This window comes from Alicyclobacillus fastidiosus (genome assembly GCF_026651875.1).
GTDB lineage: Bacteria > Bacillota > Bacilli > Alicyclobacillales > Alicyclobacillaceae > Alicyclobacillus > Alicyclobacillus fastidiosus.
In genome coordinates, this window is record NZ_CP104067.1 from 3,626,081 (window position 1) to 3,641,337 (window position 15,257).

At 48.2% G+C, this 15,257-nt stretch carries 11 protein-coding genes, 1 other RNA gene and 2 pseudogenes; 3 read left to right on the forward strand and 11 right to left on the reverse strand.

Features of this window, described 5'->3' with window-relative positions; translation table 11 throughout:
• Positions 1–42: 42 nt before the first annotated feature.
• The 9 genes and pseudogenes from NZD89_RS17870 to NZD89_RS17910 all read right to left on the reverse strand — a co-directional run.
• Positions 43–489 (reverse strand): annotated as a pseudogene (locus NZD89_RS17870) (amidohydrolase family protein); the annotation flags it as partial.
• Between the two features lie 219 nt (positions 490–708).
• Positions 709–1,692 (reverse strand): substrate-binding domain-containing protein, encoded by a 984-nt coding sequence (locus NZD89_RS17875; protein WP_268004133.1) that lies wholly within the window; start codon positions 1,690–1,692, stop codon positions 709–711.
• A gap of 34 nt (positions 1,693–1,726) precedes the next feature.
• Complete coding sequence (locus tag NZD89_RS17880; RefSeq protein ID WP_268008531.1) at positions 1,727–2,584, reverse strand: ABC transporter permease; 858 nt, start codon at positions 2,582–2,584, stop codon at positions 1,727–1,729.
• Positions 2,585–2,643: 59 nt separating this feature from the next.
• The gene (locus NZD89_RS17885) at positions 2,644–4,134 is read right to left on the reverse strand and encodes a sugar ABC transporter ATP-binding protein (RefSeq protein WP_268004134.1); all 1,491 of its coding nucleotides are present in this window, start codon (positions 4,132–4,134) and stop codon (positions 2,644–2,646) included.
• A 14-nt stretch (positions 4,135–4,148) separates the two neighbouring features.
• A complete protein-coding gene (gene rbsD, locus NZD89_RS17890) occupies positions 4,149–4,541 on the reverse strand; it encodes a D-ribose pyranase (RefSeq protein ID WP_268004135.1) in 393 nt (130 codons plus the stop codon).
• A gap of 75 nt (positions 4,542–4,616) precedes the next feature.
• Positions 4,617–5,582, reverse strand: coding sequence for a LacI family DNA-binding transcriptional regulator (locus NZD89_RS17895; protein ID WP_268004136.1), 966 nt, complete (start codon positions 5,580–5,582; stop codon positions 4,617–4,619).
• A gap of 58 nt (positions 5,583–5,640) precedes the next feature.
• A complete protein-coding gene (gene rbsK, locus NZD89_RS17900) occupies positions 5,641–6,549 on the reverse strand; it encodes a ribokinase (protein ID WP_268004137.1) in 909 nt (302 codons plus the stop codon).
• 280 nt (positions 6,550–6,829) lie between these two features.
• Positions 6,830–7,007, reverse strand: a non-coding RNA gene (gene ssrS / locus NZD89_RS17905) — 6S RNA.
• A gap of 129 nt (positions 7,008–7,136) precedes the next feature.
• Positions 7,137–9,314 (reverse strand): sensor domain-containing protein, encoded by a 2,178-nt coding sequence (locus NZD89_RS17910; protein WP_268004138.1) that lies wholly within the window; start codon positions 9,312–9,314, stop codon positions 7,137–7,139.
• A gap of 161 nt (positions 9,315–9,475) precedes the next feature.
• On the opposite strand from NZD89_RS17910, the gene NZD89_RS17915 reads away from it, so the two are divergent.
• Positions 9,476–10,027: a PIG-L deacetylase family protein gene (locus NZD89_RS17915; protein ID WP_268004139.1), complete on the forward strand. Its 552-nt coding sequence runs from the start codon at positions 9,476–9,478 to the stop codon at positions 10,025–10,027.
• Positions 10,028–10,029: 2 nt separating this feature from the next.
• Positions 10,030–10,350: pseudogene (locus NZD89_RS17920) on the forward strand (transposase); the annotation flags it as partial.
• A gap of 455 nt (positions 10,351–10,805) precedes the next feature.
• Here the strand turns inward: NZD89_RS17920 and NZD89_RS17925 are convergent.
• Entirely contained in the window at positions 10,806–12,218 is a 1,413-nt protein-coding gene (locus NZD89_RS17925) for an MFS transporter (RefSeq protein WP_268004140.1), read from the reverse strand.
• Between the two features lie 170 nt (positions 12,219–12,388).
• Here NZD89_RS17925 and NZD89_RS17930 point away from each other — a divergent pair, with 170 nt between their 5' ends.
• Positions 12,389–13,288: a LysR family transcriptional regulator gene (locus NZD89_RS17930; protein WP_268004141.1), complete on the forward strand. Its 900-nt coding sequence runs from the start codon at positions 12,389–12,391 to the stop codon at positions 13,286–13,288.
• A 599-nt stretch (positions 13,289–13,887) separates the two neighbouring features.
• Here the strand turns inward: NZD89_RS17930 and NZD89_RS17935 are convergent.
• Complete coding sequence (locus tag NZD89_RS17935) at positions 13,888–15,240, reverse strand: MFS transporter (protein ID WP_268004142.1); 1,353 nt, start codon at positions 15,238–15,240, stop codon at positions 13,888–13,890.
• Between the last annotated feature and the right edge of the window lie 17 nt (positions 15,241–15,257).

The following is a 15,257-nucleotide window of genomic DNA, read 5'->3' on the forward strand; positions in this document are numbered from 1 at the left end:
CCCATCATCCGTGGCTTCCCCACATCAGTACGAAGCTTCATGCTATTCAATGCCTAGTAAATCCTGTGCATTCCGAAAACAAATCTTCTCGCGAACCTCATCTTCCATCTCGATGGAGTTTAGCACTTCGATTGTACTGCGGATGTACCCGGGCCCCTTTTCTGGATCGAAAGGTGAGTGTGAAGCGAAGACCACTTTATCCGCGCCATAAAATTCAAGTCCACAAACCGTCGCACTGCGTGAGCCAAATACGGCGGTGTCCGCATAAAAGTCCTTAAAGTAGTCCAATGGGCGCCGTTTTAAACGTTTAAGAACCAGTGTCAAATCCTCATCCGACGTCCGTTTGCCCAGTTGATCCCACCCTGGTCCGACTCGACCTTCAAAGAACGGCACCATCGCACCCATATGATGAGCCAGCACTTTGAGGTTGGGCAACCGATCCAGGATACCAGAGAACACCAACCGTGCCATGGCCGCACTCGTCTCATATGGCCATCCAAACGTCCACCGGAACCCCCGGTCGGATCAGCAAAATCGCGGTATCTGTGGCCGTACTGTACATCGCGACAAAAGCCTAAGTTTCCGCGGAGACACCATCCCTACGCTGATTCGGACAGCCATTTTGACCACGGTTTGCCGCCGTCCACCATGCCAAAGGGCACAAAAAAAGACGTCACATCGTGACGTCTTTTTCTCCAGCGACGTTGATTAAAACCCTTTGAAGCTCGAACCTTTGTTCACGAGCTGAAGCGGTGAGCTCACCGTGGACGGCACAGTTTGTCCGTTGATCAACTTCAGCGCATTGTCGATACCGAGCATTCCCTCTTGTGTTGGTTGTTGTGCAATATCGGCATACATGGAACCATTGTTTACATCAGCAATAGCTTCTTGCTCACCGTCGATGCCGACGATGGCGATTCCTTTTTTGCCCGACTGCTGAATGGCTTTCAGGGCTCCCAGTGCCATTTCGTCATTTTGTGCGAAGACCCCGTTGATGTTTGGATGCGCCTGAAGGATATTCTGCATGACGTTCATGGCTGTGTTACGGTCAAAATTGGCGGTTTGCTTTGCCACGACTTTGATGCCGGAAGCGGTCGCAATCTCTTGGTCAAAACCTTTTTCGCGGTCAATTTCCGAAGACGCGCCGATGGTTCCTTGTAATTCGACCACCTGTCCCTTGCCGCCAAGCGCTTTAATCAATTGATCCGCAGCTTCCTTACCAGCCTCTACGCTGTCCGAAGCGATAAACGTTGCCACTTTGCCCTCGTTGACACTGCGGTCAAGTGTGATAACTGGAATATTGGCCTGGTTTGCAAGTTTCACAGCGGAAGACAAGCTGTTGCTGTCGACCGGATTCAACAAGATGACACTGACGTGTTGTTGAATCAAATCCTGTACCTGGTTCAGCTGTGTAGCTGCGTCGTTGTTGCCGTTCTCGACGGTGACTTTGAGTCCATCCTTTTGCGCTTCGGATTGAACACCGTTTTGCATCGCGACGAAGAACGGGTTGTTCAATGTGGAAACGGCAAAACCGACCGTCTTTCCGGATGCAGTTGATGTTGTGGTAGCGTTTCCAGCCGAGCTAGTATTCGAACTCGATCCGTTTGTCGACGCTGAATTTGCCGTTCCACAACCGGTTGCCAGGACTCCCGCTGCCAATGCACTCAACGCTGCGATTTTCCAATTTTTCATGTCAAATGACCCCCTAATGTTTTCGTGAAAAATATCAATTCTTTTTGCGGTCAAGTAAAATTGCCACCAAAATAATCAAACCTTTGACAGCGTCTTGCCAGAATGAGCTTACATTTAAAAGGTTTAATCCGTTGTCGATCACCCCCAAAATGAGTGCACCAATTAACGTGCCAATGATGCTGCCTTCGCCACCGACGAGGCTTGTACCGCCAAGAACCACCGCTGTGATGGCATCGAGCTCGTAGCCTGTCCCTGCAGTTGGCTCAGCCGTTCCAAGACGAGACGTTAAAATAAGTCCAGCTAGTGCTGCCAGAACACCCGCAACGACGTATACCCAAACGAGATATCGGTTGACTTTTACGCCTGCGAGTTGTGCCACCTTTTCATTCCCGCCAAGGGCATACACCTTGCGGCCAACCACCGTCTTTTTGAGGACAATCCAGCCAGCGATAAAGACGACCGCAGCGATGATGACGGGAATCGGAATTCCGGCGACAAGGCCCGTCCCGAGACCTGAAAAGGAATTTGGCAAATTAAAAATGGGCATGCCTTGTGTAAACACTTCTGTTAAGCCCCTGAACAACTGTTGGGTACCTAATGTGACGATAAACGGTGCTAGACGGCCGTACGATACGAGAAGTCCATTGAGCGCACCACCAACGGCACCAACGATCAATCCAACAATACAAGCGAGAAAGACATTGACGTGCGCCACCATTAATTGAGATGAAATGACTGCACTGAGCGCCAATGTCGAACCTACCGACAAATCGATTCCTGAGGTGAGGATGACAAAGGTCATGCCGACGCCCAATAGCGCATTGACGGTTGTCTGAAGGGCGACGTTTCGTAAATTCGCGAACGTGAGAAACTGATTTGACAGAATCGACATCACGATAAAAATGAGAACGAGCCCGAGCAAGGGTCCAAGCCGATATTTTTTTATCACATTCACGATAGTTTCCTCCCGGTTGCCAACTTCATGAAGTTTTCATTATTCATGTCCTCACCTTTGATTTCACCCATGACTTCCCCTTCGTGCATGACGTAAATCCGGTCGCAGATACCCATGAGTTCTGGCAAGTCGGATGAGATCATCAAGATACCTCTTCCTTGTCCTTTAAACGCATTCATCAGTTCGTAGATCTCTTGTTTCGCCCCCACGTCGATTCCCCGTGTAGGCTCGTCGAGAATCAACAGAGCTGGGTCTTGTGCCATCCACTTACCGATGACGATTTTTTGTTGATTCCCACCACTTAAACTTCCTGCCGGCTGCTCCGTAGAAGCGACCTTGATGCGCAGTTTTTTCACCATCTCCGCGGCGAAGCTCTTTTCCTTTTTGCTCTGGATAAATCCCAGTTTGTTGCGCAAGTTGAGCGTCGGGAGCGCCATATTGTCGCGAACGCTAAAAGGTAGAATCAGTCCTTGTGATTTTCTATCCTCCGTGACGAATGCAATGCCGCTATCAATTGCCTGTTTGGGTGATTTGAAGCGGACCCGCTTGCCTTTAAATTCAAATTCACCTTCAAGAATTTTGTCGACACCGGCAAATGCGCTTACAAGTTCAGTTCTTCCAGCACCCATCAGTCCACCGAGTCCGACAATCTCACCGACTTTCACTTCGATGGTCGCCCTTTTGACTTTTGGCGTTTTAATATTCAGCGCTCTAAGCAACGTTTCGCCTGGCTTCGACGGCGTTTTCGGGTACCGCTCAGCGACCGTGCGCCCGACCATCATGGAAACGAGTTCGTTTTCGTCCGCCGTCTTCATATCGCGCGTTGCAATAAATTGCCCATCTCTCAAGACGGAGACTTGATCAGCGATTTTATAGAGTTCCTCCATTCGGTGAGAAATGTAGATGATCCCGACACCGTTTTGCTTTAATGACTCAATGATTTGAAACAATCGCTCGGTTTCACTCTCGGTCAAGGCCGCGGTTGGTTCATCCATCACAAGGTACTTGACGTCTTGGAGTAAGGCCTTCCCAATTTCAACCAGCTGCTGTTCGCCAATGCCTAAATTCTTGACTAGTTCACTTGGATCTCGATGAAGGTTCACTTGGTTTAAGATATCGCTTACTTTTTCCTTGAGCTTATGATTGCGAATGAAACCGGTCTTCTTAAACTCCTCTTCATTTCCAATCAAGAAGTTTTCGGCAATCGATAGATTGGGAAACAGATTGAGCTCCTGGTGTATCATGCCGATTCGGTGCCGTTTCGCGTCATCGATGTTTCGAATGGAGACCACCTGGTCATCGATGGAGATTTCCCCCGCATCTGCCTGATATTCTCCGGTTAAGATTTTCATCAGGGTCGATTTCCCGGCGCCATTTTCGCCAAGCAACGCGACAACCTTGCCGCCTTCTACAAGTAGTTCGACGTCGTCGAGGACGCGAACACCTGCGAACGATTTGTTGATGCCCTTCATTCGTAACGTACTCACCATGAAACACCCCCTTAAAATACTACGCCGGCATATAAAACCACGTTTGCGTAAGGTGTCCATTCACCAGTTCTGACGACAACGCTTACATTTTCAGTAATTTCTTTGAGCGTATCATGCGGTACCTGCTGAAGTGGCATTTCCACATTGGTTTCAATCGTCGTGTAAAGCGACGGATTGATGTCTTTTAACTCACTTGCCACCACGGCCTTTTCGACCGTTAGCTCACTCAGGATTGCTGTGAACACGTCCAAAAACGAGGGAACGTTTTCACGAATTGCAAGGTCTATCAATCGAACCCCTTTTGGAACAGGAAGTCCGTAATCGGCAACCACCAGCGCCTGTCCATGTCCGAGTTCAGCAATGGTTTTTGACAATTCACTATGCAAGACACCGTTCTTCTTCATTCCCTTCACCTCATGACTGTATCATAACTCCTGTGGAAACGTTACCACAATAGTTTTTTTAAAAAAACATCTCTTCTACTTGGTAGATTTGCGTTCAACCAGCCTTGCATCAAACTCAATTTTCATCTCCGATACGCGATTCTTAAAGAGTGAAAACGCCGCGCGCCCCATTTCATTGGCAGGTTGACGGATCGTCGTCAAGGCCGGGGACGTACATTTTGCCATGTCGATATCATCGTACCCCACAATTGAGACGTCGTTCGGTATCGAGACGCCGAGCTCATTTGCTGCTTGGATAATGCCAATGGCCATCATGTCGTTGGCCGCAAATATCCCATCTGGAGGGTTGTCCTTCAGGAAGAGCGCTTTCGCAGCTTCATAGCCGCCGGCAAACCGGAAGTTTCCCGGAACTACGCTTGGCTCCATCCCGCTTTGCTTCATCGTCTTCAAATATCCACTCAATCGCGATCGAGCGGATGTAGACTTTCGTGGTCCAGTGACATGTGCGATATGTTCACAACCGATGGAAAGCAATTTTTCGGTGGCGATGCTCGCCCCTTTTTCGTGATCGATCCAAATATAGCTCTGATCGCTCGATACTTTGCGGTCGACAAACACACATGGCAGCGGCGAAACCGCTCCGATCAAGTCGCGTTCCGCACTGCGGTTGCCGATGACGATGACCCCTTCAACCGCCCTTCCTTTGAGGACGTTGAGATACATTCTTTCCCGCTCGAGATCCCAGTTTGAGTTGCAAAGAATGACCGTAAATCCGCTCTCAATCGCCGCTTCCTCCGTACCGCGAGCCACTTCCGCAAAGAAAGGGTTGGAGACATCAGGAAGAAGCAGGCCAATTGTAGACGTTTTGCCGCTGACAAGTCCTCGTGCTATGGAACTTGGTTCAAAACTTAACGTATCCATTGCATCGACAATTTTTTTGCGCGTCTTTTCGCCCACGTAGCCACTGTTGTTGATGACTCGCGACACGGTCGACACGGAAACCCCTGCTAACTTTGCGACTTCTTTGATGGTGTTGGACATGACTGGACCCCATTCTTTCTACATGAGGTAACGTTTCCACAAATTTTAAAGAGAAATTTTAAAGAGAATGCTTTAGGAACTCCTCAATCTCTTGCCTTGTGGGAATCGATATCTGAGCGCCAGAGCGCGTAACTGTAATCGCAGATGCAGCCGAAGCAAATTTCAGCGACTCCATCGCATTTTCCCCAGCGTAGATGCTCGCGAACGCGCCAATAAACGTATCGCCAGCCGCTGTCGTATCCACCGCACTCACTTGAAAAGCGGGCACGCGCACGGACTGATTTTCGTTCACAAAAATCGAGCCCTCTGGACCCAGTGTCAAGATGACCGACTTTGCACCCAATAATACAAGTTCCTTGGCGGCATCGACATACTCTTTGTGAGTAGTAAACACCTTATTCAAGACGACACTTGCCTCAGTCTCATTTAACACCAAAACATCGACCATTTGAAGAATTTCTTTCGAAATCGGGTGCGCAGGCGCCGGATTATAATAAATTCTAGCCGCCTTCCCATAGGCCGATCGAATCGTTTCATATGTCGTTTCCAGTGGAATTTCATTTTGAACAAGCACAGCGTCGGCACAGAGCGTATCCGAAATGGATTGAATATCAGCCGTGCTCAAGGCGCCGTTTGCACCTTCGGACAAAATGATATTATTTTCGCCTTGGTCGTTGACTGTAATAAATGCTAGTCCCGACGTACCGTCCTTTACAAAGACGTTCGTCGTATCAATACCATCACGATTGAGGGATGTGAGCAACTGTTTACCAAAGCCATCTGTACCAACCGCGCCAACCATCCGAACGGATGCGTTCGCCCGGGCCGCAGCAACGGCTTGATTCGCCCCTTTACCGCCAGGAATGTAATCTGTTCCCTTCCCTTTGATGGTTTCCCCTGGCAGTGGATGCTTTCCGACACGGTTCACAACATCCATGTTTAGGCTACCAACCACGACGATGTTCAATGGATCACTCCTAACGAATATTTATTCTGTATTTAAGCGCCTACATATAAATTTATCACATTGCATTTTAAAATGTAGACTACCTTTTTTTATTAAATCTTCGGATCCCACCAAACCGAGCCGGCACTGCATGGACATGGCCCGGCCAACGAGAAATACAGCAACCTCAACACGGATCCTGAACTACTACATCGACAATCACCCTGGACAGTAAACTTCCATTCACAGCAAAAAACCGCCATCCCTGGCGGTTTCAATCGTCTTATATGTAACTACAATACAACTCCCCGTTTTGCCGTAAGGCCCACAGTTTTAACCTGCCCTAGCAGGTGGGTATCCTCATATTATCTTCACAAGTCCGCTCGAAGACGGCATTTGCTCCAATAATCGCATTTGGATTCCCTTGTGATTTGCATTGGTTAAAAACAAATAACACCTCACCAACATCACAGGAGACGTTGTAGGAGTATCTTAACACGCACGGTCCACAGAAACAATGCCTTGTTTTTTCCAGAAAAAGAAATACAATGGGCCAGTACTGCGACTTTCAGACGCGTATGACGGATGTGTTTGCGAAAGTGTCTCGACTATCTGCCGTTGCGAATCAATGTCTCCAACACGTCTGCTGCTACAGCGGGACTAAACAAAAAGCCCTGCATCACATCACACCCTTGGTCCGTGAGAAACGCTTGTTGGTACTTCGTTTCCACGCCCTCAGCCACAACCTTCATATCCATGCTGTGTGCGAGCGTGATCATGGCGACGATGACGCTCTCGTATTTTGCGTCCTTTGCCAAAATTCCGGATGTAAAGGCGTGGTCAATTTTGAGCGTGTCGATATCGTACTGAGTCAACACCCCTAATGATGAATAACCGGTTCCGAAGTCATCCAACGCGATGGTAATGCCATGGCGTTTAAAATGTTGGATCGCCAATTTAACGATATCGCCATCTTTAATCAAGGTCGTTTCCGTGATTTCGAACTCGAGCCACGACGGATCTACCTGAGTCTTCTCAATCACATCCATGATGCGCTGAACTGAGTTTGGACGGACCAATTCGACTCCGGAAATATTAATGGCTACATTCATCTCCGGCATGCCGGAATCCTGCCAGCGCTTCACAGTCTGACACACGTCTTGTAAGACCCAGAGCCCAATGGAAGAGATTAGCCCAGTCTCTTCGGCAATCGGAATAAAGCGCCCTGGCAGCAGGACACCTTCCTTCGGATGTCGCCATCGAACCAGCGCCTCTGCGCCGACAATCTTATTTTTGTGGATGTCGATTTTCGGCTGGTACTCGACAAAAAACTCAGTTCGGTTGAGCGCATCGCGCATACTCGATTCAAGAGTGAGGATCTCGAGATGCTTTGCGTTCATCTCTGGATGGTAAAACGCGAATCGATCCCGCCCCATTTGTTTGGCCGCATACATCGCCGTATCGACATTTTTCATGATCGTACTGATGTCTTTGCCATCCCTCGGTGCAAATGCAATTCCCATGCTCGTGGTGATCTGAACTGGATACCCCTCCAGTTCGACCGGCTCGCTCGTTTTCTGGAGGACGCGGGTCGCAATCTCCATCACCTGCTCTTCGCTCGCGTACCCAGGAAGAAGAATGGTGAATTCGTCGCCGCCCATGCGCGCTAGAACCGCTTCTGGGGGTAAGCACGTCCTGATAGATTGCACGGTCCTGCGGAGGATTTCATCGCCGAATTCATGGCCCAGTGTATCGTTAAACAACTTAAAGCGATCAAGGTCTAAGAACATAATTCCGACGTCATCATCTTCGCGGAGATGAGTCGAGAGCACGTCATAAAACTTTCTCCGATTGGCGATGCCAGTCAGGGAGTCCGTGAACGCTAGGTGTAAAATGTCGTCGGTCTGCTGTTCGTTGCGAATCGTGAGCTCAACCAGATTTACAAAAGTATCCAAAACTTTTAATTCGTGTGGTCCCGGCTCCCTCGGCGATGGAAAGTACATGGACGCACAGCCGATGACAAGCCCTTTCGAATCGAAAAACGGCTTCGCCCACAATGCCCGAATGCCTGCTGTTCTGGCCATTCCGAGGTGGTGCCTCCACAGCGGGTCGTTTTCCGTGTCTTTCACAATAACCGCCTCACCGGAATCTATTGCCTTCCCCATTACACCGCCGCGCAGTTCGAGTCTAAACTCGTTTTGAATGTAGTGGACGATGTCTTGCGAGATATTTTTCCCACCTGCATGGACCAGTCTGTGCCCCGGTGCATCGAATTTCCAAATGGCCCCGACGGACTCTTCAGACAACGATTCCATGACTGCCACGATTTCGTCCAACGTGTCACGGACGCCATCCCCGCCGATGATCATCTCGAAAACTGTCCGTTGACCGTCGACCAGCCGCTGTGCTCGCTTGATCTCGGTGATATCCTTTGCAATCCCATACGTCCCGACGATTTGATCGCCGATTTTTATCGGCATGGTCGTCACCAACACCTCTACGAGATGTCCTTGTTTGTGACGAATCGACGTTTCGTATGTCGACGATACTCCAGCGAGGGTGGACTCAAAAATGGCTGCGGTCTGCTGTACTTGAGCCTCCGCCACGATGTCGTAAAACGACCTGCCCACTAATTCGGATAATTCATACCCAGACAGCCATGTACAGGCGGAGTTGCCCTCGACGAAACGCCCATGTATGTCAAACGAATAAACGGCATCTGGGTTATTGTAAAACAGCGAGTCGAGCCCAATTAGTCGATTGTCGAGGTTCTGCTGCAAATGCATTTGGATTGTCCTTCTTCGTGGCGACGTATATATCTCAGTTATACTCTTTTGTAACAAATCTAGGCAACTATAGAATGAAATAGATTACCGCATGACCTTAAAAGCACGACGCTAACCCCAGACCACAGCCATCCCTGTGCGTTCAAATCTTCGTCTGCGGAGTGTCAAAACAAATCCTCCTCAACTTTCCAGATGCACAAGCTTACAGTGAGTATCACATCTTTTTTGAATTGATGAAACACTTCCGACTGGAGAAGCCTGACATTGTCTTCACAGTTGACCCTTGGATGGCGTGCGAAGCTCATCCAGACCATATAAAGACTGGATATGCTGTGGCCAAAGCTGTTCTGTTTTCGAACAATCCTATGCTAATCCCTGACTTCCCGCCCTACGCTGTGCGCCAAATCGGGTTTTATCACACGAATTATCCAAACACATATATGGATATTACGGAGCATTGTGAGCAAAAAATTGCATCCATTTTTGCTCACAAGAGCCAATTTGCCCACTCCGAAGTGCAGATGATTGAAACCTATTTGCGTCATTTACCCGTTCGGATAATCGCACAGTTCGATAATTGTTACTGCATCGGTCACCGCCGCGACGAACGCTGGGAGAGTGTCTATGAGTTTGGCCTGAGAGTATCCATCATCTACAACAAGGGAACCAATGCCGCCGTATTGTATATATCCACCACGCAAATCACTTCTTGATACAAGCCCGTACATACTACTTTGATGTAGAGAAGTGCAAAGATGTCCATTGAAAGAAGACTGCTACACCGAAGGAACAAAAAGCAAAACCTACTCGGTGACGATTAAATCAGGCGGACACGCAGAACAGATGGCGTTCCAGGAAAGTGAGTACTCTAACGCAAAAGCGAAAGAACGCTACAAGATTGAAGCGAAGAACAGCGAACTGAAACACAGACACGGTTATGACGTAGCGTCATCTTCGGGTCTTGTTGGCATGGAGTTGCGGCGCCATGGCAATATTCACCGTCAATTTAAAGCAAATATTGAAACTGATCAAGTGAGAAATCATTCTTACCTGGCTACTTAGATGGCGAAAAGACGACCCGTACTCCAAAACTGGAACGTGGTCATCTTTTGTCACGCCTTTTTTAGCTGTTCCGGTGAAACCTCAAGTTTTTCAGTGCCCTCTGTAGCGGCTGGGCGTCTTTCTTTTGTATGCTAGTTGTCTTCGTCTACACTTTCTATATGCTCTCGAACAACATGAGTGTATTCATGTCCATGAGTGCAATGCTCACAATAAATTCTTACGACAAGTTCTCCTTCTGGAATGCTGACTTTATTTACATTTTCGCACTTAGGGCAGATGGATTCGATCTCCCAATGTCGATTCATCTTAATCTTTCCTCTCTTCACTGCCCGACGCACGGTTGAAATTGGCATGGGCTCGGTCCTAATCCCTTAAATTATTATTTAGGTGTGAGAATGGTTACGCATACTCTGCATCACTATGGTGTAGTTACCTCCGAGTGACCTTAGTCATTGAAAGCGTACAAATGATTCCCACGACTCCAAACAGAGCTCCGACCCACATTACCAATGAAAAGGATTCAAGGAAAGATGACGTAATCCCTAAGTCTTTGTCCGTAAAGTAACCGAGCAACAAGTCGAATAGTGATCCTCCGATTGTAATCCCTGCCATCATACCGATATATCGGAATGTGGCCAATGTTCCGGAGGCCACACCCTGTTTAGGGCGTGGAGCCGCCCCCAAAATTGCCGAATTGTTTGGAGCAGCAAATGTTCCTGTTCCGAGTCCTGCTAGAACGAGCCCAATAACAAGTGCCCAATGTACTCCTGCTTCTGATGAGAACTTGACCATAATCCCGAATAAAACCAGACCTAATGTACTGAAAATCATTCCCGATGTAGTTAGAAGACGTGGTCCTATACGATCTGATAGCGCACCAGCAATTGGAGCGCAAACCGTCATGATCAATGGTGTGATAGTTAAGTACGCTCCAGTAGCCGACGCTGAAAGCTCCAGAACGTGATCAAAGTAGAACGGGAGAAGGAACAATGTTAAGAAGAAGCACAAATAGTTCAATGCTGCTCCTAATGCTCCAACCCGAAAGTTGCGTATGCGAAATAGCCCTAAGTCAATCATTGGTTCTGTCTTCTTGCGCTCAACCTGAATAAACGCCCAGGTTGAGATTGCAAAGCAAATCAGCAAAAACATGATAATTAATGTTCGGTTTTGCGTGATGGCGTTTGAATTCAAGAGCAAAGTAACTGCCGTCATACCGATGATGAAGAAGAAAAATCCCTTGAGGTCCAGACGTCCTTGGTGTTCCGGAACAATTCTTGGTATTGCCCAAATCCCGAGAACGAGGCCTATCAAGCTAAACGGGACAGTGATGAAAAATATGATAGGCCACCCCCATAATTGGGTCAGCCAACCTCCGAGGGCAGGACCGAGTGACAGTCCAATGTAGGTCATAATAGCCTGAATACCAAGAACCCGTCCGCGTTGTACTGACGAAAATGTGCTCGTAATTAGTGCAGGACCGACCGACAAAATCATCGATCCAGCCAGGGCGAGTAATGCCCTCCCACATGAAAGATATATATAGTTCCTTGACAATCCGGACACTACAGCTGCACATGTGAAAAGAGCAAAGCCAAACAAGAAAATGCGTCGATGTCCCCATACATCAGATAACCTTCCCACAGGGAGCAAAAACAACGTCAAGACAAGGAGATAAATTAGTACGACCCATTCAGATTGACTCAATGTTAGATGTAATGCCTGTTGCATCACAGGTAACACTGTGTTCGTGATACTGGTATTCAAGGACGACAAAAATGTCCCAATCCCAACAGTCAACAGCACATACCAGCGCCGATCATGAGCATGTATTAATGTTGCCATCCATAAAACCCCATTCCAATTAGGCACACTTTCATTTTCCGGGGAGTTGTGCCTTTATTGTTTTCCCCGACTGATCATACCAATGTGCAATCCATATTTGAAATACCTATAATGTTTACATGGCATACTAAATTGATATAGTTTAAATCATAGGGAGGTCATCTTGCTATATGGATGTGAGACAACTTCGATACTTTTTGGCCATCGCAGAGGAAGAACAAATCACACGGGCAGCACAGCGTCTACATATGGCCCAACCTCCGCTTAGTCACCAATTAAAGCTATTGGAACAGGAACTGGGTGTTCAGCTCGTTGAAAGGTTGGGGCGCAAACTAAAACTGACGGAAGCAGGGCGTACGCTGCAACGTCGTGCGGAACAAATTGTAGGTTTGATGGAGGCAACAGTTTCTGAAATTGTAGAACATGAGTCGGGAATTCGTGGAACATTATCTATTGGTACAGTAGCAACAACTGGTTCCACACTCTTGCCAGAACGGATCCGTGCTTTTCATCAGCGCTATCCCATGGTCCACTTTCAGTTGTGGGAAGGTAACACACATCAAATCACGCAACTCTTAGAAAGAAGAACCATTGAAGTAGGGATTGTACGATTGCCTATTGACGACACAAAACTATACGACATGATACGCCTACCGACTGAACCTTTAGTGGCTGCTGTCAGCCATAACTGGAACCAGGGAGAGAGTGACAGTCCCATTCGTCTTTCTGATCTGGCAGATTTGCCACTAATGCTCTTGCGCCGACAACAAGGAACATCCATATATGAACAGACCGTGGAAGCTTGTCAGTTAGCCGGTTTTGAACCACGTGTGCTCTGCGAGAGCGCCGACATTATGACACTGTTGACTCTAGCGGAGGCTGGCGTTGGGATCACGATTGTACCAAAATCAGCGGTCAGTCTTCGTACTAGCACTCGTCTACGATTTCGGGAAATCGTTGAACCGTCATTGGAGTCCACTGCCGCTGTCATATGGTTGCGTTATCGAGTCCTCTCAACACCGGCACGCCGGTTTATAGAAACGATATCTCCAACGTCGACGGAACTGTAGTGCTCTAACGGTCAAGTCGATTGCCGGTGACATGCAACACTGAGAACACAGGATTGGCCTTCGATGGTTGGCTAACATTATCGTACGCACGTGACAGACCGCAACAGTGACTACAGGGCTATGTGGATAGTTCGACGTTGATTTAACGCGGTGTCTATGAGGTGACAGCATAAAAAAAACTACCCCTTCGACATCAATCGTAGGGGTCAAAGATATACAATAGCGAACGCCAATACATCCACCACGGGATGCCATACCCATAGACGCGGTCTGCGGCTTCTCGCATACTCTTTCGAGTGTGACCCGTTGACTCGTCTCTTGAACGGATAATTGGTTCATAACAGGTCACGCCATTCGGCTTGTGCTACGAGATTTCGGATTAAATGATCATTAAGCAAGTCAGAGTGTTTCGCTTGTCTTGAATAACGCGGTTTGTATGAGGTTCACTTTCGGTCACACTATTGGTTTTTAAGACCCTCAACGCCCCGTCTTCGCGGACGATGATTGCACGGCAATCGTGGCTAACCATACCAAGATTCGGCTTACATTCGTCGTTTTATAACCATATATTCCGATAACAAAAGAGCCGCTTTGTTACTTTACTCTGCGACATGGGATTGCTCACCATAGTAGGCTCTCGAGTCTATCTGCTTTCGGTTGAGCAGACCAAGGCTAATGGCAGCGATGAGCGCGACGATTGCGCCAACCATAAAGATACTGGACAGGCTCCATTTCAGTGATACCAACAAGCCACCAATGAGAGGGCCAACGATCGAGCCAATCCGACCAAAGCCCAATGCCCAGCTCGATCCGGTTGAACGCACACTAGTTGGATACACAGTCGCGGCGATAGCGTTCATATTAGACTGAACACCGATGATGAAGAAACCAGCAAAGAACATTACCACTATCAATGCCACGACCGTATGCATGTAACCAAGTACCACCAGCAGGATGGCAGCCACTATGGAAGAAGTACCCAGAATAACCTTGGGATTTTGTCGATCACTCATGGATCCGAGCACGATGGTACCGACAATGCCGCCCCCCTGCAACATAGAGGCCGCAATGAGTGCTTTTGACATTGGGAATCCTACACCCTTTAATAGAGTTGGCATCCAGTTCGTCAAGAAGTAAATCAGCAGTAGCGTCATGAAGAATACAATCCACACAAGAATTGTGTTGCGCGCGCGTCCTTCCGTGAAGAGGTACTTGACTGGAAATCCTTTCAGGTTCGGCTCAGGCACATAGAACTCATCCTGAGCAGTTACCGTCCCCGCGCCAGCGATGCGGTTTAACGGTAAAACGATTCTGGCTTTGTTGCGCCCACGAACGACAATAAAACGAATCGACTCTGGCAGTCCAAAAATTGCAATCAGGCCCACAACAATGGGGGCGATTCCACCAAGATAGAATACCGACTCCCACCCCAAATCTGGAATAATTTGCGTGGAAATAATTCCACCCACGGTTGCTCCGACCGGGAACCCAGTCCACATAATGCTGAGCACTGTTTTTCGGATACGCTGCGGTGCATACTCTGCCATCAATGCAGTGACAGTCCCCATGCACCCACCGAGACCGAACCCGGTCAAGAATCGTAAAATCAGCAATCCAGTCAAATTTGTTGCAGTGGCGGTCAACAGCGACAAAACGCCAAAAACAAACACCGAAATTAGAACCGTTGACTTTCGCCCAATCCTGTCTGCGACAGGTCCCGAAATCAGGGCTCCGATCGCCAAACCAACGAGGCTTGATGAGAAAATTGGAGCAAGTGAAGCGGGTGACGTATGCCAAACCTTTTCAATGGCTGGTGCAACGAACGAGATGATTTGAGCATCATAGCCGTCTAATGCCAGCAGTAAAAAGCCAACAATAATCGTGACTGTTTGAAATAGCGTGAATGGACTATCGTCGATCAACTTCGACACATTTACATTTCCATTCGACACGTTTACCCCTCCACCGT